This window comes from Devosia nitrariae (assembly GCF_030160115.1).
In the GTDB taxonomy this organism is placed as follows: Bacteria; Pseudomonadota; Alphaproteobacteria; order Rhizobiales; family Devosiaceae; genus Devosia; species Devosia nitrariae.
In genome coordinates this window covers 303,264-328,138 of record NZ_BSNS01000002.1, presented here as the reverse complement: position 1 = coordinate 328,138, position 24,875 = coordinate 303,264, and the positions used below count along the sequence as shown (strand labels likewise).

Genomic DNA, 24,875 nt, shown 5'->3' with positions numbered 1-24,875 from the left:
AGCAGGCCATAGGGTGCCCCACGTAAACAGGGGGCGGGGGATCCCGGTCTCTGGGTCGCGGTTGCTTTTTTTGGGGCGCGCGGCCTCACCGATCTCCGAAAGGGAACCATCATGAAACTTGCACTTCTCACCGGCGTGGCCGCAGTGGCGCTTACTGCGCTCGGCGCCAACGCCGCCTATGCACAGTCGCGCGACCAGATCCGCATCGTCGGGTCCTCCACGGTCTTCCCCTACACCCAGGCCGTTTCCGAACAGTTCTCGGCCATGACCGGCGGGACGGCTCCGGTGGTGGAATCGACCGGCACGGGCGGCGGCATGCAGATCTTCTGCGGCGGTGTCGGCCCGGACCATCCGGATATCACCGGTGCTTCGCGCGCCATGAAGGCGTCCGAGTTCGAGCTTTGCCAGCAGAACGGCGTCGATTCGGTCACCGAGGTTCTCATCGGCTATGACGGCCTGTCGGTCGCTCACTCCCAGCAGGGTCCGGATCTTACCCTGACCAAGGCTCAGCTCTTCCAGGCGCTCGCCGCCCAGGTCGAGGTCGACGGCGAGATCGTCGACAATCCCTACACGAACTGGTCCGAGATCGATCCGTCGCTCCCAGACGCTGCCATCACCGTCTTCGGCCCCCCGCCGACCTCCGGTACCCGCGACGCCTTCGTGGAACTCGTCATGCTCGAGGGCTGCGAGGAGTTCGAAGCCATCGCCGCCCTCGATGAGGATGCGATGGAAGAAACCTGCTCGCGGATGCGCCAGGACGGCCCATTCATCGAGGCCGGCGAGAACGACAACCTCATCGTTCAGCGCCTCAATGCCGACGCGAACGCTCTCGGTATCTTCGGCTACTCGTTCCTCTACGAGAACTCCGATACCCTGAAGCCCGTCGCCATCGACGGTGTCGAGCCGAGCCCGGAGACCATTGCCGATGGCTCCTACGGCGTCTCGCGTCCGCTGTTCTTCTACATCAAGAACGCGCACCGTGGCGTCATTCCTGGCCTCGAGGAGTTCGTCTCTGAATACGTCTCGGAAGAGTCGTTTGGCGAGGGTGGATACCTCTCCGAGCGTGGCCTGATCCCGCTCCCGGCGGAAGAGCGCGACGCCACCCGCGAGGCCGTCGCCAACGCAACGCCGATGGAAGATCCCAGCTAGGGCTCCCTGTCATCGAGGAGCCGGGTTTGCCCGGCTCCTCTTATCGGTTTCCTCGTAATCTGGGGCTCGCACCGTGGTCGGCTATCTCTTTCTGGCAATCGTGATCTTTTCGATCGTGGCCTTCTTCGTCGGCCGTGCCGCAGGCAACCGCTTCGTCACCACCGAGGGTGTGACCACCCACTCGCTGCCCGGCTACCACGGCGCATTCGTCGCCGTCTGGGTCGGTGTTCCGGCCTTCGTTCTGGTGCTCCTGTGGCTCCTCTTCCAGGGATCCGTCATCGACGGCCTTCTGTTCCAGTCTCTGCCGGCCGCGGTCACCGAGGGAGTGACGTCCGCTCAGCGCAGCCTCATCCTCTCCGAAATCAAGAACGTTGCAGCCGGTCGCATATTCGCCGAACCCTCACCCGAAATCGCGGCGGCGGCCGAGACCCTCAATCGCTGGCAGGCGATAGCTGGCTGGGCGATGGTCGTGGTGGCTGTCGCAGTGATGCTGTTGGCGCTGTTCGTGGCGCGTAGCCGCCTGTCGCCCCGGTTCCGCGCGCGCAACGGGGTCGAGCGCTTCATGATGGTCCTGATGGTGTTCTGCTCGGTCGTCGCGATTCTGACGACCGTCGGCATCATTGTTTCCCTGCTCTATGAATCGTTCGAGTTCTTCCTCCTCGTGCCGCCGCACGAGTTCTTCTTCGGGCTGCGCTGGGAGCCGCAGATCGCCATCCGCGCTGACCAGGTCGCAGGCCAGGGAGCGTTCGGCGCCGTGCCCGTCTTCCTCGGTACCCTGGTGATCGCCACGATCGCCATGGCGGTTGCCGTTCCGATCGGCCTCTTCACCGCCATCTATCTCGTCGAATACGCCTCCGAGCGCGTCCGTTCGACCGTCAAGCCGATCATGGAGATCCTCGCGGGCGTTCCCACCGTCGTCTACGGCTTCTTTGCGGTCCTGACCGTCGCTCCGGCGATCCGCAATGCCGGCAGCCTGATGGGCATCGCGACCTCGCCCAACAGCGCGCTCGCCGCCGGCGGGGTGATGGGCATTATGATCATCCCCTTCATCTCCTCGCTGTCCGACGATGCGCTGCGCGCCGTGCCGCGCACCATGCGCGACGGATCACTGGCGATGGGCGCCACCCGCGCCGAGACCATGACCAAAGTCCTGCTGCCCTCCGCCCTTCCGGGCATCATGGGTGGCATTCTGCTGGCACTGAGCCGCGCCATCGGCGAGACGATGATCGTCGTCATGGCCGCCGGTCTCATCGCCTCGCTCAACATCAATCCGCTCGACTCGGTCACCACCGTGACCGTTCAGATCGTCACGCTCCTTATCGGCGATACCTCGTTCGACAACCCCAAAACGCTCGCCGCCTTCGCTCTGGGCCTCGTGCTGTTCCTCGTCACGCTCGGCCTGAACGTTATCGCGCTCACCATCGTTCGCAAGTACCGCGAACAGTACGACTGAGGCCAGAATGTCCGAAGCAGTTCAGTCAATATCGGCGTCCATAACCTCGGATGAGGCGCAAGCGCGCCGCCGCCGCCGCAATGCCGCCGACACGCGCCTGCGCCTCTATGGCATCGGCGCCATCAGCATCGCGATCGGTCTGCTCGGCATTCTCATTCTCACGCTCGCCATCGGCGGCTACCAGGCCTTCGTGCAAACCCACATCCGGATCCAATTTCCGATCTCAACCGAGAACGTCGATCCGGAGAATCCCAGCGAAGGCAACTATCGCAACGTGGTGCGCGAAGGGCTCGCAGCCCTGCTGCCGCCGGCCGAGAGCCCGGCCCAGCAGCGCGCGATGGATCAGATTCTCACTAACAACACCCAGTTTATTGTCCGCAATGCAGTCGTGGCCAATCCGTCGGTCATCGGCGGCGCGCTGACGCTCGAAGTGCCCGCGTCCGATATCTTCGACCAGTTGAACAAGGGCGTAGTCCGCCGGGCTACACCCGAACAGAATCGGCGCGTCACGGACCAGCAGATCGCCTGGTTCGATGCCCTGGTCGAGGAAGGTCGGGTCTCGACTCCGTTCAACTGGGGGCTCTTTTTCAACGCCGATAGCCGCTTTCCTGAACTCGCCGGCCTTGCCGGCGCCATCACCGGTTCGTTCTACGCGCTTCTCGTCTGCTTCCTGATCAGCTTCCCCGTCGGCATCGCCGCGGCGACCTACCTCGAAGAGTTTGCACCCAAGAACCGCTGGACGGATCTGATCGAGGTCAACATCAACAATCTGGCGGCGGTCCCTTCGATCGTCTTCGGACTTCTCGGTCTTGCCGTCTTCATCCAGATTTTTGGCTTGCCGCGCTCCGCTCCCCTGGTCGGTGGCATGGTACTCGCTCTGATGACGCTGCCGACAATCATCATTGTCACCCGCAATGCCTTGAAGGCCGTGCCGCCCTCCATCCGCGAGGCAGCCTACGGCATGGGAGCTTCTCCCCAGCAGGTCATCCTGCACCACGTGCTGCCGCTGTCCCTGCCCGGAATCCTGACCGGCACCATTATCGGGTTGGCACAGGCCCTCGGCGAGACCGCGCCACTTCTGCTGATTGGCATGAACGCCTTCATCACCAGCCCTCCGGGCGGCATCATGGACGCCTCGACCGCGCTGCCGACGCAGATTTATATCTGGGCCGACAGCCCCGAACGCGGCTTTGTTGCACGCACGTCGGCCGGTATTCTGGTGCTACTCGGCTTCCTGCTGATCATGAATGCCATTGCCGTATTCCTGCGCCAGCGGCTGGAGCGGCGCTGGTAGCGCGATATGATTGGAAACCAGGCGGCTGCCGCCAAACATGGACTGTGAAAGATGAACGCCATGACTGAAAGCAAAGGTTCGACACTCGTTGAGAACCCGTCGGTGCCGACCGTCTCCGCAGGAGTGGCGATGAAGGGCGATACCGTAAAGGTCTTCTACGGGGCCAAGGAGGCCCTGCATGGGGTGAGCCTCGAGATCGAGCGCAATCGCGTGACCTCGCTCATCGGCCCCTCGGGCTGTGGCAAGTCGACGTTCCTGCGCTGTCTCAATCGCATGAACGACACGATCGAGGGGTGCCGCGTCGAGGGCAGAATTACCCTCGATGACGATGACATTTACGATCCGTCTCTTGACGTCGTGGAGCTGCGCGCCCGCGTTGGCATGGTGTTCCAGAAGCCCAACCCGTTCCCCAAGTCGATCTACGAAAATGTTGCTTACGGTCCCAAGATCCACGGCATGGTGCACTCGAAGAGTGAGCTCGATGAGGTCGTCGTCTCCTCGCTGAGGAGGGCGGGCCTGTTCGAGGAGGTCAAGGATCGTCTCAACGAGCCCGGCACGGGCCTGTCCGGTGGACAGCAGCAGCGGCTCTGCATCGCGCGCGCCATCGCCACGCAGCCCGAGGTGCTCCTGATGGACGAACCCTGCTCGGCGCTCGACCCCATCGCCACGGCCGTCATCGAGGAACTGATCGACGAACTGCGCGAGAACTTCACCATCGTCATCGTCACCCATTCCATGCAGCAGGCGGCGCGGGTGTCCCAGAAGACTGCATTCTTCCACCTGGGCAACCTGATCGAAGAAGGTCCGACCGAGCAGATCTTCACCAATCCGGTCAACAAGCAGACCCAGGACTACATCATGGGCCGTATCGGCTGACAGCCACTGACGCATGCGGTCGCAGCAGACGCTCGACCTCACGTCGTCAAACGAGGATTTCTAGGAACCGGCCATGACCACCAACCCCAGTGAACACATCGTCACCTCCTACAACGAAGAGCTCACCAACCTTGCCCAGACGATTGCCGAGATGGGCGGTCAGGTCGAGGTCGCCATCGAGAACGGCACGCGCGCGCTGCTGAAGCTCGACCGCGAACTGGCCGACGTCACCGTCATCGCCGACAAGCGCATCGACGACATGCAGCGCAAGATCGACGACATGGCCGTCTCGATGATCGCCCGCCGCCAGCCCATGGCCTCCGACCTCAGGGCCATCGTCACAGCCATCCATGTGGCGAGCGACCTGGAGCGCGTGGGCGACATGGCCAAGCAACTCGCCCGCCGCTCCCTCAAGATCGAGAATCTGAGCCTGCAGCCGCAGTTCTACAATGGCGTCAAGAACATGACCAACCGGGTCCAGAGCCAATTGAAGGACGCGCTCGACGCCTACGCCAACCGCAATGCGGCCGCCGCCATCGAGGTGTGCAATCGCGACGACGAGGTCGACGCCATGTACAACTCGCTGTTCCGCGAGCTCCTCACCTACATGATGGAGGATCCGCGCAATATCACGCCCTGCACGCATCTGCTGTTCTGCGCCAAGAGCCTCGAGCGCATCGGCGACCATGCCACCAACATTGCCGAACGCGCCTATTATCTGGAAACCGGCAAGCAGCTATCCGAAGACGTCAAGGAACTGCAGCGCACCCAGCTCAAGGCCTGACAATACCTTAAAGACCAGGTAGAGACCGATGCCAGCTACCATTCTTGTGGTTGAGGACGAGGCGGACCTGTCCGTCCTCATGCGCTACAATCTCGAAGCCGAAGGCTTCCGCGTACTGACGGCCGAAAGCGGCGACGAGGCCGCCGAGATTCTCCAGGAGACTGTTCCCGATCTCATCCTGCTCGACTGGATGCTGCCGGGCCTGTCGGGCATCGAGCTCTGCCGGCGCTGGCGCGCCCGCGAGGAGACCGCCCGCGTGCCGATCATCATGATCACCGCCCGTGGTGAGGAGGAGGAGCGCATCCGGGGCCTTGCGACCGGCGCCGACGACTATGTGGTCAAGCCCTTCTCGCTGCCCGAACTGCTGGCGCGCGTGCACGCACTGCTGCGTCGCTCCAGCCCCCAGCTCGTCACCTCGATCCTCAAGGCCGGCGACCTCGAGCTGGATCGCACCAGCCACCGTGTACGCCGCTCCGGACGCGAAGTGCATCTGGGCCCCACCGAATATCGCCTGCTCGAGTATCTCATGCGCCACCCCGGCCGTGTCTATTCACGCGAGCAGCTTCTCGATGGCGTTTGGGGCAACGACGTCTATGTCGACGAGCGCACGGTAGACGTCCATGTCGGGCGCCTGCGGAAGGCGATCAACCGCGGCCGCGCCGCCGATCCCATCCGCACCGTGCGCGGCGCCGGCTACGCGTTCGACGAGCGCTTCGACAAGGTCGGCTAAACCCCGGTGATGGCAGTGTCCGCGTCGGCCTGCTGACGACCGGCAGTCAATCGATGAAACCGGACCTGCCCCGCGAGTGCCGGCGAGCCGTCGCCCTCAAAGCCGAGGCAAGCTGATCGAATAGATGGATGTCTCACGCGATCTTGGGGATAGCGCCCGGCACCTCGGATCGTGTCATTGCCGCAACCCACGCAAACACCACGATCGGTACCGCGCCGATCGCGACCACTACCCACAACGACAACGGTACGCCGACCAAACCCATGACGACCGCCATTGCGAATGGCGCGACGGCTGATGCGATTTGCCGGGCGGAGGACAACCAGCCAAGACGCGTGCCATAGCGTTCGCGACCGAACAACTGGAGCGGCAAAGATCCCGAAACGATGCTGGTGAGGCCCGAGCCCAGTCCGAACAACAGGGCGAACAACACAGCGCCAGTCGTAGACGGTGCCGTGAGAGCCAGTAGCATTGTGCCCGCCGGTAATAGGACGGCGGCGACGATGGCGAGGGACGTTGCAGGGAAATCCTTGCCAAAGACCATGTTGGTCAATCGTGAGAGCACCTGCGCCGGGCCGAACACAGTGGTGATCAGGACCATACTGCCTCCAAGGCCCAGGGTTGTGAGCAGCGGCACGATCTGGAGCGTGACAGCCGACATGAGGACCCCTTGAAGGGCGAATGCCACGAGAACCAAAGCGAAACCGAGGCTGCGTCTGCTCTGCGGCAGATGAACGCTCGCTTTGCCGCCGCTGTCGTTCGTGCCAACAAGATCGGATTCCGCAATGTACTGTGGAATCCTGCCGAGCCAGAGGTGCAAGGGTGCGCAAACGACGACGTTGAATGCCGCAAAGACCAGGTAAACGCTGCGCCAGTCCATCCACGACAGCAAGGCTGCGGTGAGCGGCCAGAAGATCGTCGAGGCGAAGCCGGCGATGAGGGTGAGGTGCGTGATGCTCCGTTGCGCACTTCGGCCGCCTAGCTGCACGAGAGCGGCGAAGGCTGCCGCATAAAGCACCAAGGTGGAAGCCGCTTCCATGAGGATAAGCGCAGCCGCGAACAGGTAGCCGTTCGCCGCAAAGGCCATCAGCACCAGAGCTAGACCGACGGCCAGCGAGCCTGCGGTCATGGCTGGGACGGCACCCCATCTGTCGATCACGTGCCCGCTGAGCGGAGAGACAAGCCCGCCCGCCAGAAGAGCAATGGTAAGCGCCCCGAACGTCCACTCAGGCGACCAATTGAAAGTCGCGCCGATGGCGGGCGCCAGTACGCTGAACGAATAGTACAGCGTGCCATAACCGACGATCTGGGTGATGCCCAACGCCCAAATGGCGGCGGCCGGGACGCGGCTGGTCATGACGAGGTATCCTCTGTTGCTGGCGTCCCTCAGGCGCAGCACGCTGCAGACGTGTTCGCAGCACAGCAACTCGCGGCCTCCGCCACGGCAGCCCGATGGCGCGGTTTGCAGATGGCGGGACGGGCCGCAAGGCGAAGAACGGCTTTATCGCTCTCGATTGCCGTGCCGGCGACATCGAAGACCTGCATCGCTTCGCCCGGACGGCTCACTTCGAAGGTCAAGCGCGCATCGGAATGGAGCCCCACCTTGCGATCGACCTGTGCCAGAATGCTGCAGAACTTGCCGACGCTAAGGAAGGTCTGGCCGTCTTTGGCTGGAATGTCTTCGACCTGCAGCACGGTTTCCTGCCAGGTGTCCGGCTGCCCACCACAGTCGAGCGCAACGAAGGATCCAGCCTTGACTTCGGTGATATGATAGCCCGGCGCGATGCGCCGATCCGCATAGTCGATGACTAGAGATTTGGCATCGTGACCCGCGAGGTGAGCCAGCAACTGATCCAAGGAAGTATCGAACGGAGTGGCGTTGACAGTCATGGCCGGCTATCCTGGTTTAAACATCTCAAGAGATATTGAAATGAAACTCGACGAACTTCAAGCCCTCGCCGCTTTCGCCGCGCTGTCGCAAGAGACGCGGCTGTCGATGGTGCGATCATTGGTCGTGGCCGGCGAGCAAGGCCTGCCGGCAGGTGTCGTCGGTGATGCCGTCGGCGCCTCGTCTTCAAGCGCTTCGTTTCATCTGTCGCACTTGGAGCGGGCGGGGCTTGTGACGTCGCGTCGTGAGGCGCGCTCCATCATCTACGCCGCCAACTTCGACGCTTTGTCCGGTCTCGTGGAGTTCCTCATGCGCGATTGCTGCCAGGGGCATCCCGATGTCGTTGCCGGAGCCACCAAGGCTGCGGCAGATTGTTGCGCACCCGACGAGCAAGCGGGATAGGAACTAACGTGCAAGTGCTTCGACAAGGTCGGCTGAAACATTAAATTTAGTTTATTCAGTTCGTTCAGTGTTGACTGAACGAGACTCTGCCGCTAACGCACATCGCATGGACAGCAAGTCGGCCGCGGAAAATTTCATCGAGCGCATGGGGGTCATTTCTCAGGCGGATGGCCAGACGCGGATTTCCGGCCGTATCCTCGGTCTCCTCATCGTCGAGGGCCGCCCATTCACACTCGGCGAGATGGCCGAGCGGCTGCAGATCAGCAAGGCGAGCGCCAGCACCAACGCTCGGCTCCTGCGCACCTCCGGCGTCATCCGGCTGGTTTCGCACGCCGGTGACCGGCAGGATTATTACGAGTTGGGTACAGACCCCTATCGGCGCATGATGGCGACGGTCGGGGAGCGCCTGGCCAACATCGGCGCCGAAGTGCTGGAGGCAGAAGCCTCTTTCCCCCCGAACGACATGGACACCAGGCGGCGGGTTCACCAGCTTGCCGATTTCTATTTGCGGATGGCCGAGCGCTTGAAGGACTGGTCCGACCACCCCGAGAACGGGCCTGCACCCGCCCCCCGACATAATTCCTGAATCAAGCGGTCCAAACGCCATGACGACTGAAAAAAGGGTCGAAAGTCCCAAACCCGTGTGGGCGCAGAGCAAGCGCGACAAGGATAATGCGGCACGGATTGCCGCCGGGCTTCCGCCGCGTCGCCGGCGCTGGCCCTGGATCGTTCTCGTCCTTGTGGTCCTTGCAATTGTCGCGGGCGTGGTGATCACAAGCCGCCAGCCAGCGCCTGAACCGGTCGAGCAGTCGGTCGCCGAACCGGTCAAACAGCTCAACCAGGCGGAGATCACGACAATTGAGCCGACGACGCTCGCCGAGACCGTCCGCGTTACCGGTTCGCTTGCCCCCCAGCGCCAGACGCAGCTTTCTTCGCAGGTTTTTGCGCGCGTCGTTGCGGTCCTCGCTCGCCCGGGCGATGCGGTCAGCAGCGGCGACGTTCTCGTCCAGCTCGATACCGATTCCCTGCAGGTTCAGCTCAATCAGGCGACCAGCACTGCAGAGGCGACACGCGCCCAGCTCGCGCTGGCCAAGAGCCAGCTCGCCCGCACGCGTGACCTCATCGAGCGCGGCGTAACCGCCTCGTCGGGTCTCGAGCAGGCCCAGTCGAGCGCCGATGCGCTTCGCGCCAATCTCGCCGCCCTCGAAGCGCAGGTCGCCGCCGCCGAGATCGACCTTCAGAACGCAACCGTGCGCGCGCCGATGGATGGCGTGATCTCCGAGCGCACCGTCGAGCCGGGCCAGACCGTCCAGCAGGGGACAGCTCTCCTCACTCTCGTCGATCTCAGTTCGGTTGAATTGCAAGCGTCCTCGCCCATCGGGGCCAGCGCGCAGATCCGGCCCGGCCAGACCGTTGCCGTCACCGTCGAGGGCCTGCCCGGCCGCGAGTTCGAAGGCACCGTCTCACGCGTCAATCCGGTCGCCGCTTCCGGCACGCGCACCATCCCCGTCTACATCACGCTCTCCAACGAGGATGGGGCACTGCGCGGCGGCATGTTCGCCACGGCCCACATCACCGTCACTGAAGAGCCGGACGCGCTGTCCGTTCCCGCAACGGCGCTGCGCGAGGATGCCGAGGGCGTCTATGTCCTCAAGGTGGAGGATGGCGAGGCTGTGCGCCAGGCGATAGAGCGGGGCGGCGCGTGGAACCGCGGCCGCGTCATCGAGGTCGTCTCCGGGGTCGAGGCGGGCGACGTCGTCGTCACCGTGCCGCTGACGGAGCTTCAACCGGGCGACAAAGTCGAGATGGTCGAGGGCTAGCCGATGTTTCTGACCCGCATCAGCGTCAACCATCCGGTTTTCGCCACCATGGTCATGGTGGCGTTGCTGGTTTTCGGCTTCTATTCCTATCAGCGCCTGCCCATCGAGCAGATGCCCGATGTCGACTTTCCCGTCGTTGCCGTGGTTGTGAGCTATCCTGGCGCCTCGCCCGAAGCGGTCGAGAGCGACATCGTCGAACCTATCGAAAATCAGGTCAACACCATCGCCGGCCTCGACACCATACAGTCCACGGCCATGTCCGGCTCGGCCATGGTGCTGATGATTTTCGACCTCGAGGTCTCGTCCGAAACCGCCGCCCAGGACGTGCGCGACAAGGTCTCCCAGATCGAGGCGAACCTTCCTGACAACGCGGGTACGCCCACCATCCTGCGGTTCGATCCGAGCGAACTGCCCATCATCTCGCTCGCCGTTACCTCCGATACGCTTTCGGCCCGCGATCTGACGACGCTCACTGAAGATGTGATCGTCACGCGCCTCTCCAACATCGCTGGCGTCGGCAGCGCGTCGGCCGTCGGCGGCATAGAACGTCAACTGAACATCCTCGTCGATCCCGACCGCCTGGCTGCTTTCAACGTCGGCATCTCCGACGTGATGAACGCGCTTTCCCAGGAAAACCAGAACCTGCCGGCCGGCACCATCACCCAGGGCGCAACGGTCCAGACCATCCAGGTCGAAGGCCGTGTGGAGAACGCCGAGGATTTCCTCGACATCATCGTCTCGCGCCAGGGTGGCCAACCGGTCTATCTGCGCGACGTCGCGACCCTCGAGGATGGCCAGGGTGATGAGGAAAGCCTTGCCCTTCTCAACGGCGAGCGGGCGCTTGCCGTAGACGTCATCAAAACCCAGGGCGCCAACACCGTTCAAGTGGCTCGGGACATCCATGCTGCCATCGATCAGATGATGGACGGCGAGTTGCCCGAGGGCGTGCAAATCGACGTGGTGCGCGACAACGCCGTCCCGGTGGAGCAGAGTTTCCATGCCGTCCAGAACATGCTGATCGAAGGCGCCTCGCTTGCCGTTGTCATCGTGTTCCTGTTCCTCAACTCCTGGCGTTCCACAGTCATCACCGGCCTGACCCTGCCGATCTCGATCATCAGCACGATGATCTTCCTCAGGTTTTTCGGCTTTACCCTGAACATGATGACGCTGATGGCCCTTTCGCTCGCCGTCGGCATCCTCATCGATGATGCCATCGTGGTACGCGAAAACATTATGCGGCACCTGCATATGGGCAAGAACCATCGCCAGGCCGCTCTCGATGGCACCAACGAGATCGGCCTTGCGGTTCTGGCCACCACACTTTCCATCGTCGCCGTTTTCCTGCCGGTAGCGTTCATGGAAGGCATCATGGGCCGGTTCTTCCTGCAGTTCGGCGTCACGGTTTCGGTCGCCGTCCTGATCTCTCTTTTCGTCGCCTTCACACTCGATCCGATGATGTCGAGCGTATGGTACGATCCGGCCGCCCATCCCGATGCCAAGCGCGGTCCGGTCGGCAAGGCGGTGGGGCAGTTCGACAGGTTCTTCTCCTGGATCGCCGGTGGCTATCGCAGGTTGCTGCGCTGGTGCCTCAAATGGCGCAAGACCACACTGCTTGTCGCCATCGCCTCGTTTATCGGCACCTTCTTCCTGTTCCCATTGGTTGGCGCCGAGTTCATCCCGGCCACCGACAACAGTGAAGTGCAGGTGACGATGGAAACACCTTCGGGGTCCTCGCTCGACTATACGGCCATGAAGATCGGTCAGGTCGATAAGGTGCTGCGCAGTCTGCCGGAGGTTGAATCGACTTATGCGACGGTCAATTCTGGCAATTCGCGTGGCGGCAACAACTCTGCCAACATTGTCGTCGGCATGGTGCCGGAATCCGAGCGCAACGTCTCGCCTACGCAGTTCGCCATCACCGTCCGCCAGGCGTTGACTTCAATTCCGGGCGCCACCTACACCGTTGCCGCCTCGGGCGGTTTCGGCGGTCCCACGGCGCCGATCTCAATCGGCATCTCGGGTCCCAGCTTCGACACGCTCGACCGCATCGCCGATAACCTTATCGCGCGCATGAGCGAGATCGATGGTCTCATCGACATCGAGTCCTCGCTCGACGATGCCACCCCGATCATGGCTGTCCGCGTCGACCGTGACCTGGCCAGCGACCTTGGCGTGAGCCTCGCCCAAGTGGGCGCGGCTCTGAACCCCATGCTCGCCGGCGATGAAGTGACCGATTGGACCAGCCCCAGCGGCGAAAATCTCGGCGTCTTCGTCCGCTTGCCCGAATGGGCCCGCAACGACGTCAACGCGCTGGGCAGCCTTCCCATCGTTCAGAGCGGCGCTAGCGGCTCCAAAGCGGTGATCCGGCTCGACCAAGTGGCCAGCATCGTCCAGGCCACGGGCCCGGCAACCATCGAGCGCGAGGATCTCGACCGCCGGGTCAATGTCACCGCCAACATCGAGGGAGTGAACCTCGGCGATGTGACGCCCCGGATCCAGGCTATCATCGACAGCATCGAATTGCCCGTCGGCTACAGCATCAGCCAGGGTGGCGAGGCTGAGGACCTGGCCGAAACCGGCGCTGCCGCTGGATCAGCCCTGCTGCTCGCCGTCATATTCATCTATCTGGTATTGGCCAGCCAGTTCGGGAGTTTCCTCCAGCCCATTGCCATCATGGTCTCGCTGCCGCTTTCGCTGATCGGCGTGGTGCTCGGCCTGCTCGTCGGCGGCTCGACGCTCAACATGATGTCGATGATCGGCTTCATCATGCTGATGGGCCTGGTGGTCAAGAACGCGATCCTGCTCGTCGATAATGCAAATCAGCACGTACGTCAGCAGGGCATGAACCTCTATGACGCCCTGGTCGAGGCTGGCTCCACCCGCTTTCGCCCGATCATCATGACCACCATGGCCATGACCTTTGGTATGCTGCCCCTGGCTTTGAGTCTCCACGAAGGCAGCGGGCAGAATGCGCCCATGGCCCACGCGGTCATCGGCGGCCTGCTGAGCTCGACAGCTCTGACCCTCGTCGTCGTGCCGGTGATACTGACCTATATCGACAGCTTCGGCCGCTTCGTCGGCCGCTTCCTTCCAAAGGCGCCTGACGAGGAGGCGCATCGCGCGCCCGCCGAATAAGGGATCAGAGGCGGGCCAGGGCCAGCAATCTCTCCGTTTCGTCCGGCACGCCTTCGGCAAGGCGTGCCGCCGCAACGTATGGCACCCACGCCTCGATCTCCGACCGCGCGATCCCGGTAGCCGCCAGATAGGCGTCGACATAGGCAGTGGCGATATCCGGGCGTGCGTTGGCCATCAGCACATAGGAGCGACAGATGTCCGCCGCCGGCACGCCGATGCTGGCGTCCAGCCAGTCGACCACTATCGGCGTGTCGATGTTGCCGAGGATGTTCCATGGATGGAAATCGCCGTGGCAGAGTCGATCCCCGTCGGGTCGCGCGGCAAGCCCATCGAGCAGCCGCTTGCGCAAGACCTCGTCGAGCAGCGGCGTCTTCGAGATGTTGCGCCTGAGCATGGCGCGCTGAGCGCCGAGGGCCGGCGCCGGTTGCGCGTGGATATGTGCATGCAGCCGCGCCATTGCCGCCAGGTGCGTTTCGAGCGCCGCACCCCCCTTGAGCGCCGCCTCGGCGAAAGCCGGTCCCTCTGCCCGCTCCATGATAACACCCCAGCGCCCGTCGAACTGCTCGACGCCGAGGACCCTCGGCGCCGGCACGTCGAGCGATTCGATGGCGGCAAGGATGGCTGCCTCCCTGAATGCCGAACCCTTGCGCGGCCCCGCCCGGTAGAGCTTGAGCACCCGGTCGCCAAACTCGTAGACCTCGGCCTCCTTGCCAGAGCCGATCAGGTTGCCGCGTGGGTGATGCATCCCGTTCCCCTCGATGGTCGCCCGAGTCTCAGTCAACCACCGAGCCTGTCAAGCGGCACACCCAGCGCGATATGACGCAGGACGGCGATGGCCCGACCGGATTGGCAGCGGCTGCGATCTACTTTAGGATGACTCTAAATTTCAGCGCCCGCTCACGAACACATGAACAACCGGTTCGCCGCGCGGCGAATTGACCTATGTCATGGATCCGGTGGGCCGAATAGGGTTGGGTCGCTTCGGCAGATCACAATCCGATCCGCGCCGAAAGGGGCACTTCATGGACTATCGCGGCATATTCGAAGATGCGGTGGACACCCTCCGCCAGGAAAAGCGCTATCGCGTCTTTGCCGATCTCGAGCGCATCGCGGGCCACTTCCCGAAGGCCCTCTACCGTGATGCTTCCGACAACGCCCGCGAGATCACCATCTGGTGCTCCAATGACTATCTGGGCATGGGCCAGAACGATCAGGTCATCGCTGCCATGCAGGAGACTGCCGGCAAGCTCGGTGTCGGCGCCGGGGGCACCCGCAACATCTCGGGCACCAACCGGCCGCTGGTCGAGCTTGAGCGCTCACTGGCGGACCTCCACCGCAAGGAAGCCGCGCTCGTCTTCACCTCGGGGTTCGTGTCCAACGAGGCGGCTATCTCGACCATCGCCCGCCTGCTGCCCGATTGCGTCATTTTCTCCGACCAGTTGAACCACGCCTCGATGATCCAGGGCGTACGTCAGTCGGGTATGGAGAAGCGCATCTTCCGGCACAACGACGTGGCGCATCTGCGTGAGCTCCTCGCCGCCACCGACCGTAAGCGGCCCAAGCTCATCGCCTTCGAATCCGTCTATTCGATGGACGGCGACATCGCTCCGATCGCCGCGATCTGTGATCTCGCCGAGGAGTTCGGAGCGCTCACCTATATCGACGAAGTCCATGCTGTGGGAATGTACGGGCCGCGCGGCGGCGGTATCGCCGAGCGCGAAGGGCTGATGGAGCGCATCGACATCATCGAGGGCACGCTTGCCAAAGCCTTCGGCGTCATGGGCGGCTACATCGCCGCCAATCAGGCGGTCGTCGATGCCGTGCGCTCCTATGCGCCCGAATTCATCTTTACCACGGCGCTGCCTCCGGCCCTCTGCGCGGCGGCTCGCACGTCCATCGAGCACCTGAAGACGAGCGGCCACGAGCGCGAGATGCAACAGCGCCAGTCCCGGCTGACCAAGGCGATCCTGGCCGACGCGGGTCTGCCGGTCATGGAAACGCCGACCCACATCGTGCCGCTCATCGTCAGCGATGCGCGCCTCGTCAAGGCCGCCAGCGATATGCTGATGGACAAGCACAACATCTATATCCAGCCGATCAACTATCCGACCGTGCCCAAGGGCACCGAGCGGCTGCGCATCACACCGACCCCGCTCCATACCGACGAGATGATCTTCGAATTGCGTCACGCGCTCGTCAGCGTATGGGCCAGCCTCGAAATCCCGCGCGAGAAGGCCGACGCGGCCATCACCGCCAGCAAGCTGACGTCCGGGGACCTGACCCTGCCAACAGTCGGGGGCTGACCCCGGTCGGACGAGGCGTTGGTGGAGGCGACGCTTTCAGCCATTCACGCGAAGGCGGGGAGGCCCCCTCACCCCGCCGGCTCCGCCGTCGACCCGTCCCAAGGGAGAGGTGAAGAGGGGCACTGTGCTGGCCACCGCGACACCTCTCCCTTTGGGGGAGAGGTCGGATCGCAAGCGGTCCGGGTGAGGGGCCCTCAGCTCGCGGAGATGAGGACGGTCTGCTGACAACGCTCTATTGGCCGGTGGGTTTGCGTGCCGCAGGTTTGCGCGTTGAGGACCGCCGGGGCGCCGTGGCTGGCGCCTCGCTGACTGATTTGGCCGTCGCAGTGGCCGGCGCGGCCTTTGCCGGTGCCTGCGCCTTGATGGCGTCGCGGATCTCGGTCAGCAGCACTTCTTCCTTGCTGGGCGCTGCAGGCGCGGGATCCTCGGCCGCCTCGCGCTTCAGGGCGTTGATGCCCTTGACGACGAGGAAGAGCACGAACGCGATGATCAGAAACTTGACAAGCGCGTTGAGGAAGAGGCCGATGTTGAGTGTGGCAACCCCAGCCTCGTTGGCCGCGGCGACCGACGGGACCGGTACGTCGTTGGGGTTGGAGAGGACGATGAAGAGGTTGGAAAAATCGACGCCGCCTATGATGAGGCCGATGAGCGGCATGAAGATATCATCGACGATCGAGGAGACGATGGCTCCGAATGCTACCCCGATGATCACGCCGATGGCGAGATCGATCATGTTGCCCTTGACGGCGAAATCACGAAACTCCTTGAGAAAGCCCTGCATATCCATGCCCTCGCTGTGCTTGCCCGGCGCAACGCCCAGCCGGGCCTATGTTGTGCAGTAGGCTAGAGTCACCCAGTTCGCCCCCCAATGCAATCGCCTCGCGATCCATGCCTTCGTCGGGCTTGCGCGTCGACGTCGCTGCGCCGATAGTTTGCCCGACCGCAACACCTCGATGGGCTGGCCTCCACCATGCCGCACAAGCTGGCCGGCGCCGAACACAGCGTGCGCCAGGCGCTCGATTTCATTCCCCAGGGCATTGCCGTGTTCGACCACGGCCTGCGGCTGTTTTCCTGCAACCGGCGCTACGGCGAACTGCTGTCGCTTCCCGACGCTCTGCTGCGCGCGGGTACGCCGCTTTTCGACATCGCTCTTTATCTCGCCGATCGCGGGGACTTTGGCTCGGGCGATCCGGCCCGGCTCGCCATTGAACGCATCAACACCCTGACAGCCGCGCCGACGACCGTCACCCAGCGCATCGATAGCCTCGGCCAGGCGCTCGAGTTCCATTCGAGCCGTCTGCCCGACGGCGGTCTTGTCATAAGCTTTGCCGATGTCACCGCCCGTGTACGGGCAGAGGAGGAGTTGGCTCAGGTCAACCAGAGCCTCGAGAGGCGCGTCGAGGAACGCACGGCGGCGTTGACGCGGGTCAATGCTGAACTGGAGACGGCGCGCGCAAAGGCCGACGCCGCCAATCACGACAAGACCCGGTTCCTGGCCGCCGCCAGCCATGACCTGCTCCAACCCCTGAACGCGGCCCGGCTCTATACCTCGACCCTTGTCGAGCGCGCCAAGGACACCAGCCTTGCCGAACTTGCGACCTCCATCGAAGCTTCGTTGACCGCGGTCGAGGATATCATGTCGGCCCTTCTCGATATCTCGCGCATCGACAGCGGCGCAGTACGTCCGGCGCCTGCCCCGTTCAACACCATCGACCTCTTGAAGAAGATCGAGGTCGAGTTCACGCCCATGGCGCGCGAGCGCGGCGTGCGCCTCGGGATCATGCCCGCCTCCGCGACGGTCATGACCGACCGCATGCTGGTCTCGCGCATCGTACAGAACCTGGTCTCCAACGCGGTCAAATATACTCGACCCGGCGGCAGGGTGCTGGTCGGTACGCGCCGTCGCGGCAATCGGTTGCGGCTCGACGTCATCGATACCGGCATCGGCTTCAACAAGGACCAGCACAAGCTGGTGTTCGCCGAGTTCTCGCGCCTCGACCACGGCGCCCGCATGGCCCAGGGGCTTGGTCTGGGGCTCTCCATCGTACAGCGGCTCGTTGCCACCCTCGGCCTCTCGCTGGAACTCGACAGCGTCGAGAACCGCGGCTCGCGCTTCTCGATTTACCTACCGCTGGCGCGCAGCATCACGCCGGCCGCAGCCAACGAGGCTCCCACCAGCGAAGCCAGCTTCGGCACGCTCGACCTCAAGGTTCTCTGCGTCGACAATGAACGGGCGATCCTGGAGGCGATGGACGGCCTGCTCGTCCATTGGGGGTGTGACGTGCGAACGGCGCTCTCCCTCAAGCAGATCGACCGCGAGCGCCTGCTTGAAGGTTGGTATCCCGATCTCGTGCTGATGGACTACCACCTGGAGCAGACGTCGGGGCTCGATGCGATCGAATGGTTGCGCCAGAACGTGGGCGGTCACTTGCCCGCTGCGCTTGTCACCGCCGACCGCAGCCCGGCGGTGAGGGCGCTTGCCGAGGAACGCGGGGTGGCGGTCGTCACCAAGCCGGTCAAGCCCGCAACCCTCAGGGCCGTCATCAGCGGCTTGGCGAGCCAGAGCGGCCGCCAGCCGCGGCGCTAAGCTTTTGCTAAAGCGCCCTAGCTCTTCTCCCCGCTGAGGGAAAAGAGCGCTTCGAACTGACCTTCCTCGATGCGGGCGGCAACGATCACCGCCTGGGTGCGGCTGTCGACGTCAAGTTTCTGCAGAATGGCTGAGACGTGCGCCTTGACGGTCGCCTCCGAGATCGACAGCTCGTAGGCGATCTGCTTGTTCATGAGCCCATCCGAGAGCATCATCAGCACGCGCACCTGCTGCGGCGTGAGCGTCCCCAGCCGCCGCATCAGTTCGGTTTGCTCGTCCTCGATGCTGAGGGTCAGGCCCGAGGGCACAAACACCTCCCCCGAAAGCACCGTCTCGATGGCGCGACGGATTTCGATCGGGCCGGCGGACTTGTGCAGGTAGCCGGCCGCGCCAAGTTCAAAAGCCCGCCGCACGACCGTCGCGTCCTCGACGGCCGAGATGATCATTACCGGGATGTCGGGATACTGGGCGCGCAGCAGCAACAAGCCCGAAAAGCCGCGCACGCCCGGCATGTTGAGGTCGAGCAGCACCAGATCGCAGTCGCGGTCGGCCTCGAGCGCGGCGCTGAGGCCGTTGAGGTCGCCCGCCTCCTCGACGCTCACGGCCGCATCACCCCCCGCCAGCGTCTGGTGCAGGGCGGAGCGGAACAGCGGGTGGTCATCGACGATGATGATGCGGCGGCGCGTCATGGCCGATCGCCTCCAGAATTATCTAGTCCTTGCCTACGCGCTCGCGACCGCTTGGTAAAGCGCACCGGCACCAGACTTTCGGCCAATTTCGACCCGCGGTTTGCAAACTGCGGCAAGACTTAACGGCTTGTTTACCATGTTTTCCCAAGAGTGCAGGGCAGACCTCCGCACCGAATCGCGAGGGTTCCGCTTTTTTGATCCGATTGGGACATCCATGGCCCGCGCTTATTCCCTGCCAGAGACGGCCGACGCCGAAACCGACGCCCAGTCGAATGAATGGCAAGCGTTGCGTGGCGAACTGGTGGCGCTTCTCGACCAGGTGGAGGGCCGCTACGATACGCGCCGGTCGGCAGCCGACCCGCAGATTGAGGGTCTCGCACGCCGCGTCCGGGCCCTGCGCAGCCAGGTCGTCGAAACGCCGGGCACGGAGCGGCGGCGCGAGGCGCTGCGTTCTGTCAAGCGCGCCGTCGACCGGTTCAGCGACCGCGATGACAACGGTACCGGCGAGCCGGACGAATTGCGCGCGGCCATCGCCGAAATCCGCAGCCGCCAGACCGCCGCGCAAGCCCCGATCATCGGTCGGCGCGAGGGTGGCGGCGGAGAGCTCGCGGAGCTGACGGGGTTGGTCAGCGGCCTCTCGGGTCGGCTCGAGCGGCTCGAGACCGAACTGCACACCCTGCATCAGGATGCGGGCGGCGTGCGCGAGATCGCCTTGCAGGTCGAGCAACTGACTCAGGTGATCGAACTTGTGGCCGGCGCCGTGGGCGAGACCGGACAGGTCAAGCGCCTCGAAGCGCAGCTGGCAAGTCTGGCGAGGCTCGTTGCCGATACGCCCAAGGTCGATCTCGATGCGGTCAACCACCGGCTGGACGAGCTCGCAACCACAGTCGGCAAGCTCGCCGAGCTGCAGGTGCAGCAGATAGAGCGCGAGATCGTGCGCGACGAGAGCCCGCCGGTCTCGGATCCGGCGTTGCGCACGATCGAGGAAGGCATCCGCAACGTCTACGACCGTATCGACACCATAGAAAAGAATGTCGGCCTTTCGCAGGGCGATCTCGAGCGGGTGACCAGCGAAATGGCGGCTTTGACCGCTGCCATTCAGGACGGTCAGAACGCCGTTCCGCAGGCGCTTGTGGCCAAGATCGATGCCATGGCAGCCCAGATCGGCGGCTTCGAGGACAAGAATGGGGATGTTGCCGACCTGCGGCGGGATATTGCGGCCCTTCGCGACGCAATGACCGGCGCGCTCGAGCCGCGTTTTGCCCGCATCGAGTCGCAGATCGAGGCCCTGAACACAAGTGCAGTGCTCTCGCCTGGCGATGCCCCCACGGTCGGCCAGATCGAGGCGCAGCTGCAAAACCTGATGCAGCGGCTCGACGAAACCGGGATCAAGATCGACGACCTGGCGCGGCTGCAGTCGGACGCCGTTCCGACGGGCACGCCGGACATGGGCGCGCTCGCCGATCTCGTGGCCGAACGCACGTCCGCCGCGGTCGGCAAGTTGGTCCCCTCGGACCGCGCCGGCGTCGACGGCGGCACGCTCGACGCCTTGGAAAAGCGCATGTCCGCGCTGATCAACACGGCGGGCCGCGAGACCGCCGAGCGCCTGACCCGGCTGGAAAGCGTTCTAGCGGGACGCACCCAGTCTGCCGCGACCGCCGCACCCGCCGCAAAGCCCGACCCGGAAAACCTCCCTGCGCCGCCGCGCAAATCCGCTTCGCACGATCCCGCGCGCGATCTCATGCCCGCCAATCCGGCCGAGGAAGTTCCGCTCGTCGATCCCGGCTTTGCCGGTCTCGGACCTGTCGGTGCGGCGCTCGAGGCCAAGAATGGTCCGCGTCAGGCGGCCGGAGCATCTGCCGAAAAGTCCCCCAAGGCCGCAGCACCCGCCTCGCGGCCCGAGTTCGATCCGACAAGCGTCGAGCGTCCTCCGCGGCCCGTTTCGAGCCTCGCCGAAGCAAGGCCTGATCCGTTCGCGGCGCCAAACCGATCCGGCGAGGGCGTCGAACCGGTTGCGGCCTCTGCGCCTTTGACCTCGCAGAGCACATTCATCGCCGCCGCTCGCCGGGCCCAGCGCGCCAAGCAGGAGACCGTCGGCGCCCCGCCGGGTTCGAACTCCCTGATCGGACGGGCGCTGTCGCGCGTCATGACTCCGCAGGATGACAAGGCGCAGACGGGCGGTGCGGCAGGTGAGATCCAGCCGCCTGCACCGGGTGAGGCGCCACCGCGCAAGGAACGGCGGCGCTGGCGCAGCAAGGTCGAGACCCAGCCTGCCGGCGAGAATGTCGATGCCGAAGCGGCGCAGGATGGCTCAGCGGGCCCGGAGGGCGACGAGCAGCAGGGCGGTTTCCTCAAGCGCAATCGCCGCGCGCTGCTTCTTGCAGCGGCGTTGATCGCCGTTTCTGCGCTGGCGCTGAACCTCGCCATGCAGCGGCTCGGGGCTGATCGCATACCGCCGGCGCCGCAGGTTGGCAACGAAGACGCCATTGAGTCGGGCAAGGCGCCCGACATTGCGCCCATGCTCGGCGCAGAGCGCCTGGAATCGGCCGCGGAGCTCACAGCGCCGCATGTCGGCGACGTGATCGACGCATCGGCCACCGCCTCGATCAATCCCCGGGGCGCGTCGGGGTTTGCCAAGCCGCGGCAGCAGGCCACGCCGCCGGTGCTCGAACCTGACGAGCCGGTGACTTATGCGGCGACGGAAGCCGCAACGGATGCGGCGGTCGCCGAACCTGCCAGCGACATTCTGACCGGCTCCATACCGTCGGTGCCCGACGGCCCGTTGACCTTCGATCCCCCCGCCGAGGGCGTCGGCCCCGAGGCGATGCGTCAAGCCGCCGCCAATGGCGACGCGCGCGCCCAGTTCGAGGTCGCTGCCATCCTGACCGAGGGTCGGGCTGTCGAGCAGAACTACGAAGAGGCCGCGGTCTGGTACGAACGGGCGGCCGCCCAGGGCTTCGCGCCCGCCCAATATCGGCTGGGCAACCTCTACGAGAGCGGCAATGGTGTCGAAAAGGATCTCGACATCGCCCGCCTCTGGTATCAGCGGGCCGCCGAGGCGGGCAATCGAATGGCCATGCACAACTTGGCTGCCATTCATGCGAGCGGCGGACTCGGCGAGCAGGATTTCGAGACGGCCGCCGAATGGTTCGAGCGGGCCGGCGAGCGCGGCATGACGGACAGCCAGTTCAATCTGGGCATGCTCTATGCGCGCGGGCTTGGCATCGAGCAGGACTTCGAGAAATCCTACAAATGGTTTGCTCTCGCTGCCAAAAGCGGCGATGGAGACGCCGCCAAGGCACGCGACGATATCGCCCGCTCCCTAAGCGCCGAAGCCGTCAGCCGTCTCAATGAGGACGTGGCCGGCTGGAAAGCCGCGGCGATCGACCTGCCGACCAATTTCGCACCCATCGGCACCTGGGACGAGAACTTCAACCCGGGAGAGGCGATCTCCAACGGGGAGGTGGTCACCAAGGTCCAGGAAACGCTGGCAAAGCTTGGCTACGATGTGGGGACCGCCGATGGACTCTCCGGCCCCAAGACGCGCGAAGCGATCATGGCATTCGAGCGGGCCACGGGCATGAGCGAAAGCGGCGCCGTCAATCCCAGACTCCTCGCCGTGCTGGGCAGCCAACCCGTCTGAGCCCCGGAGCGCGTTCAGCAAAAGTGGGCACCGCTTTTGCGGTTCGAACGCGCGGCACTTTAACCGGCGCGTTCAGCAAAAGTGGGCATCACTTTTGCGGTTCGAAAGCGCGGCACCTTAACCGGTGCGTTCGGGGTGCGAGAAACGCGGGAACCGATTTTTCGCAATCAATCCGCGACCACAAAAGCTGGAGCGCGAAGCGGTGCGACTCCATCGATCGCATCACGCTCCGGGCTCCGGCCCCGGCTCCGCAACATTGCGTTACGAGTTGGTTTGACAGCACGTCAACGGAACCGTAAGTCCTTTGACCATACAACAAATGCATGCCTCCAGCCCGTCGGAAGACGGATTGGGGGCGATCAGCTTTTGTCGTACGAGCCGCCGCGCGCCAGCGCGGTCTCCTGGTTCGTGCCGTCGTCGGAATAAGGCCTTGCAGATCTATCTGCCGATCGCCGAGTTGTCCGTGAACCTCTTCTTCCTCATCGGAATAGGGGGCGCCGTCGGATTCCTTTCGGGCCTGTTTGGTGTCGGCGGAGGCTTTCTGCTGACCCCGCTTCTGATCTTTTCGGGCGTGCCGGCCTCTGTCGCCGTCGCCTCGGTCACCGGTCAGGTGGTCGCCGCATCGACATCGGGAGCGCTGAGCCACTACCGACGCGGCGGCATCGACATGCATCTGGCCATGTATCTGGTACTCTCGGGCATTGTCGGCGCGTTCGGGGGCGTTGCCGCTTTCTCGATCCTGCGCGCCCTCGGCCAGCTCGATCTCGTCATCGCCCTCGGCTTCCTGCTGCTGCTGGGATCCGTCGGCACGCTGATGATGATCGAGTCGGTCAACGCCATCGTCAAGCAGCAGCGCGGCGTCGTGGTGCGCGAGCGCATGCCGCACCAGCACAACTGGGTCCACGGCCTGCCTATGCGCGTGCGGTTCAAGAAGTCACGGCTCTATATCAGCGTGCTGCCGGTGCTGATCATCGGTTTGATCATCGGCTTCCTCGGCTCGCTCCTCGGCGTGGGCGGTGGCTTCATCATGGTGCCGGCGCTTGTTTATCTGCTGCGCGTACCGGGCAGCGTCGTCATCGGCACATCGCTCCTGCAGGTCGTTGCCATGATGGCGGCAACGACAGTCCTTCACGCCGTCCAGAGCCAGAGCGTCGATATCCTGCTGGCCTTCTGCCTGATGATCGGCGGCGTCGCCGGTGCCCAGTTCGGCGCCTCGGCCAACAAATACCTGCGCGGCGAACAGCTGCGCGCCCTGCTCGCGATCCTCGTCCTTGCCGTGGCCATCCGCTTCGGCCTCTCGCTGGTGCTCACCCCTGCCGATGTTTTCAGCATGGCGGTCTTCGGGCCGGGAGGCGCAAGATGAGGTGGCTGGTTTTGGCACTGGTGACGGTCTTGCTCGCCATCTCGCCGGCATCGGCCGAACGCCTCGTCTCGCAGCTGTCGACCGATTTCATCGAGATCACCTCAAGCTACGATGGAGAGCGCATCACCTTTTTCGGCAGTATCGAGCCGGAGGCCGGCGCCGAACAGCGTTTCGTCGAGGGGCCGTTCCACGTCGTCATCGTCGTCACCGGCCCCGCGCAGGATCGTGTGGCGCGGCAGAAGACGCGCCAGTTCGGCATCTGGCTCAATACCGATCAGGTGGTGTTCGAGGAGTTTCCAAGCTTCTTCCAGGTGCTCTCGAGCGGCGAGCTCCTGAATATCACCAGCCCGACGACCCTCGCCGTCGAGAACATCCTGCCCGAGGCCCAGCCGAGCATCTCGACCGAAGCGGGGTGGTGGAGGTCGTCCGTTTTCGGGCGCGAGCTCGTGCGCCTGATGACCCAGAAGGGCTTCTTCGGCCTCAACGAGAGCGGCGTGCGGTTCCTGTCCACTTCCGCCTATGTGGCACGCTTGACGCTGCCAAGCGATGCCCCGCCCGGGTCCTATCTCGCCTCGACCTATGTCTTCAAGAACGGACAGATCGTCGCGCGCCGCGCCGAAGGCTTTGCGGTGCGCAAGACCGGCTTCGAGCGCTTCCTTGCCGTCAGCGCCTCACAGCAGCCGTTCGCCTACGGCCTGGTCGCCGTTGCCCTGGCGCTTTTTACCGGGTGGCTCGGCGGCGTGATCTTCAAGCGCTGAG

19 protein-coding genes and 1 pseudogene are annotated in these 24,875 nt (G+C 64.2%); 15 read left to right on the top strand and 5 right to left on the bottom strand.

All coding sequences use genetic code 11. The annotated features are described in order from the left end of the window. The first annotated feature begins 111 nt into the window (after positions 1–111). The 6 genes from QQK18_RS02230 (at position 112) to phoB (ending at position 6,286) form a co-directional block, all read left to right on the top strand. Positions 112–1,149 carry a substrate-binding domain-containing protein gene (locus QQK18_RS02230; protein WP_284338641.1) on the top strand — a complete coding sequence of 346 codons (1,038 nt, stop codon included), beginning with the start codon at positions 112–114 and terminating at the stop codon, positions 1,147–1,149. 73 nt (positions 1,150–1,222) lie between these two features. Then, positions 1,223–2,602, top strand: a complete 1,380-nt coding sequence (gene pstC / locus QQK18_RS02225; RefSeq protein ID WP_284338640.1) for a phosphate ABC transporter permease subunit PstC — start codon at positions 1,223–1,225, stop codon at positions 2,600–2,602. 7 nt (positions 2,603–2,609) lie between these two features. Continuing rightward, positions 2,610–3,896 (top strand): phosphate ABC transporter permease PstA, encoded by a 1,287-nt coding sequence (gene pstA, locus QQK18_RS02220; protein ID WP_284338639.1) that lies wholly within the window; start codon positions 2,610–2,612, stop codon positions 3,894–3,896. Between the two features lie 51 nt (positions 3,897–3,947). Then, positions 3,948–4,772 carry a phosphate ABC transporter ATP-binding protein PstB gene (gene pstB / locus QQK18_RS02215; protein ID WP_284338638.1) on the top strand — a complete coding sequence of 275 codons (825 nt, stop codon included), beginning with the start codon at positions 3,948–3,950 and terminating at the stop codon, positions 4,770–4,772. Between the two features lie 73 nt (positions 4,773–4,845). Continuing rightward, a complete protein-coding gene (gene phoU / locus QQK18_RS02210) occupies positions 4,846–5,556 on the top strand; it encodes a phosphate signaling complex protein PhoU (RefSeq protein ID WP_284338637.1) in 711 nt (236 codons plus the stop codon). 28 nt (positions 5,557–5,584) lie between these two features. Beyond that, positions 5,585–6,286 carry a phosphate regulon transcriptional regulator PhoB gene (gene phoB, locus QQK18_RS02205; RefSeq protein ID WP_284338636.1) on the top strand — a complete coding sequence of 234 codons (702 nt, stop codon included), beginning with the start codon at positions 5,585–5,587 and terminating at the stop codon, positions 6,284–6,286. 133 nt (positions 6,287–6,419) lie between these two features. Here the strand turns inward: phoB and arsK are convergent, their stop codons facing one another. Continuing rightward, complete coding sequence (gene arsK / locus QQK18_RS02200) at positions 6,420–7,643, bottom strand: arsenite efflux MFS transporter ArsK (RefSeq protein WP_284338635.1); 1,224 nt, start codon at positions 7,641–7,643, stop codon at positions 6,420–6,422. Positions 7,644–7,672: 29 nt separating this feature from the next. Beyond that, positions 7,673–8,176 carry a DUF6428 family protein gene (locus tag QQK18_RS02195; protein WP_284338634.1) on the bottom strand — a complete coding sequence of 168 codons (504 nt, stop codon included), beginning with the start codon at positions 8,174–8,176 and terminating at the stop codon, positions 7,673–7,675. Between QQK18_RS02195 and QQK18_RS02190 the strand changes: the two genes are divergently transcribed. From QQK18_RS02190 to QQK18_RS02175, 4 genes are all read left to right on the top strand, one after another. After that, on the top strand, positions 8,175–8,576 hold the full coding sequence (locus tag QQK18_RS02190; protein WP_284338633.1) for an ArsR/SmtB family transcription factor: 402 nt from the start codon (positions 8,175–8,177) through the stop codon (positions 8,574–8,576). The genes QQK18_RS02195 and QQK18_RS02190 overlap by 2 nt on opposite strands. Positions 8,577–8,682: 106 nt before the next feature. Next, the gene (locus QQK18_RS02185) at positions 8,683–9,162 is read left to right on the top strand and encodes a GbsR/MarR family transcriptional regulator (RefSeq protein WP_284338632.1); all 480 of its coding nucleotides are present in this window, start codon (positions 8,683–8,685) and stop codon (positions 9,160–9,162) included. 19 nt (positions 9,163–9,181) lie between these two features. Next, the gene (locus QQK18_RS02180) at positions 9,182–10,396 is read left to right on the top strand and encodes an efflux RND transporter periplasmic adaptor subunit (RefSeq protein WP_284338631.1); all 1,215 of its coding nucleotides are present in this window, start codon (positions 9,182–9,184) and stop codon (positions 10,394–10,396) included. 3 nt (positions 10,397–10,399) lie between these two features. After that, the gene (locus QQK18_RS02175; protein ID WP_284338630.1) at positions 10,400–13,531 is read left to right on the top strand and encodes an efflux RND transporter permease subunit; all 3,132 of its coding nucleotides are present in this window, start codon (positions 10,400–10,402) and stop codon (positions 13,529–13,531) included. A gap of 4 nt (positions 13,532–13,535) precedes the next feature. On the opposite strand, the gene QQK18_RS02170 is transcribed toward QQK18_RS02175, so the two are convergent. Next, positions 13,536–14,276 (bottom strand): phosphotransferase family protein, encoded by a 741-nt coding sequence (locus tag QQK18_RS02170; RefSeq protein WP_284338629.1) that lies wholly within the window; start codon positions 14,274–14,276, stop codon positions 13,536–13,538. A 277-nt stretch (positions 14,277–14,553) separates the two neighbouring features. Here QQK18_RS02170 and hemA point away from each other — a divergent pair, with 277 nt between their 5' ends. After that, entirely contained in the window at positions 14,554–15,834 is a 1,281-nt protein-coding gene (gene hemA, locus QQK18_RS02165; RefSeq protein ID WP_284338628.1) for a 5-aminolevulinate synthase, read from the top strand. A 343-nt stretch (positions 15,835–16,177) separates the two neighbouring features. On the opposite strand, the pseudogene mscL reads toward hemA, so the two are convergent. Further along, positions 16,178–16,615: pseudogene (gene mscL, locus QQK18_RS02160) on the bottom strand (large conductance mechanosensitive channel protein MscL); the annotation flags it as partial. A gap of 189 nt (positions 16,616–16,804) precedes the next feature. Here mscL and QQK18_RS02155 point away from each other — a divergent pair. Then, on the top strand, positions 16,805–18,421 hold the full coding sequence (locus QQK18_RS02155) for an ATP-binding response regulator (RefSeq protein ID WP_284338627.1): 1,617 nt from the start codon (positions 16,805–16,807) through the stop codon (positions 18,419–18,421). Positions 18,422–18,438: 17 nt separating this feature from the next. Here QQK18_RS02155 and QQK18_RS02150 read toward each other — a convergent pair whose 3' ends face one another. Then, on the bottom strand, positions 18,439–19,110 hold the full coding sequence (locus QQK18_RS02150) for a response regulator (RefSeq protein ID WP_284338626.1): 672 nt from the start codon (positions 19,108–19,110) through the stop codon (positions 18,439–18,441). 214 nt (positions 19,111–19,324) lie between these two features. On the opposite strand from QQK18_RS02150, the gene QQK18_RS02145 reads away from it, so the two are divergent. The 3 genes from QQK18_RS02145 (at position 19,325) to QQK18_RS02135 (ending at position 24,874) form a co-directional block, all read left to right on the top strand. Beyond that, positions 19,325–22,753, top strand: coding sequence for a peptidoglycan-binding protein (locus QQK18_RS02145; RefSeq protein WP_284338625.1), 3,429 nt, complete (start codon positions 19,325–19,327; stop codon positions 22,751–22,753). Between the two features lie 430 nt (positions 22,754–23,183). Next, a complete protein-coding gene (locus tag QQK18_RS02140; RefSeq protein WP_284338624.1) occupies positions 23,184–24,116 on the top strand; it encodes a sulfite exporter TauE/SafE family protein in 933 nt (310 codons plus the stop codon). Next, positions 24,113–24,874 (top strand): TIGR02186 family protein, encoded by a 762-nt coding sequence (locus tag QQK18_RS02135; RefSeq protein ID WP_284338623.1) that lies wholly within the window; start codon positions 24,113–24,115, stop codon positions 24,872–24,874. The genes QQK18_RS02140 and QQK18_RS02135 overlap by 4 nt, the downstream gene beginning before the upstream one ends. The last annotated feature ends 1 nt before the right edge of the window (position 24,875 follow it).

Bases quoted from the DNA above. Each gene is read 5' to 3' on its own strand.
- QQK18_RS02230 (WP_284338641.1), top strand. From the start codon at position 112: ATGAAACTTGCACTTCTCACCGGCGTGGCCGCAGTGGCGCTTACTGCG.
- pstA (WP_284338639.1), top strand. From the start codon at position 2,610: ATGTCCGAAGCAGTTCAGTCAATATCGGCGTCCATAACCTCGGATGAG.
- pstB (WP_284338638.1), top strand. From the start codon at position 3,948: ATGAACGCCATGACTGAAAGCAAAGGTTCGACACTCGTTGAGAACCCG.
- phoU (WP_284338637.1), top strand. From the start codon at position 4,846: ATGACCACCAACCCCAGTGAACACATCGTCACCTCCTACAACGAAGAG.
- phoB (WP_284338636.1), top strand. From the start codon at position 5,585: ATGCCAGCTACCATTCTTGTGGTTGAGGACGAGGCGGACCTGTCCGTC.
- arsK (WP_284338635.1), bottom strand. From the start codon at position 7,643: ATGACCAGCCGCGTCCCGGCCGCCGCCATTTGGGCGTTGGGCATCACC.
- QQK18_RS02190 (WP_284338633.1), top strand. From the start codon at position 8,175: ATGGCCGGCTATCCTGGTTTAAACATCTCAAGAGATATTGAAATGAAA.
- QQK18_RS02195 (WP_284338634.1), bottom strand. From the start codon at position 8,176: ATGACTGTCAACGCCACTCCGTTCGATACTTCCTTGGATCAGTTGCTG.
- QQK18_RS02185 (WP_284338632.1), top strand. From the start codon at position 8,683: ATGGACAGCAAGTCGGCCGCGGAAAATTTCATCGAGCGCATGGGGGTC.
- QQK18_RS02180 (WP_284338631.1), top strand. From the start codon at position 9,182: ATGACGACTGAAAAAAGGGTCGAAAGTCCCAAACCCGTGTGGGCGCAG.
- QQK18_RS02175 (WP_284338630.1), top strand. From the start codon at position 10,400: ATGTTTCTGACCCGCATCAGCGTCAACCATCCGGTTTTCGCCACCATG.
- QQK18_RS02170 (WP_284338629.1), bottom strand. From the start codon at position 14,276: ATGCATCACCCACGCGGCAACCTGATCGGCTCTGGCAAGGAGGCCGAG.
- hemA (WP_284338628.1), top strand. From the start codon at position 14,554: ATGGACTATCGCGGCATATTCGAAGATGCGGTGGACACCCTCCGCCAG.
- QQK18_RS02155 (WP_284338627.1), top strand. From the start codon at position 16,805: ATGCCGCACAAGCTGGCCGGCGCCGAACACAGCGTGCGCCAGGCGCTC.
- QQK18_RS02150 (WP_284338626.1), bottom strand. From the start codon at position 19,110: ATGACGCGCCGCCGCATCATCATCGTCGATGACCACCCGCTGTTCCGC.
- QQK18_RS02145 (WP_284338625.1), top strand. From the start codon at position 19,325: ATGGCCCGCGCTTATTCCCTGCCAGAGACGGCCGACGCCGAAACCGAC.
- QQK18_RS02135 (WP_284338623.1), top strand. From the start codon at position 24,113: ATGAGGTGGCTGGTTTTGGCACTGGTGACGGTCTTGCTCGCCATCTCG.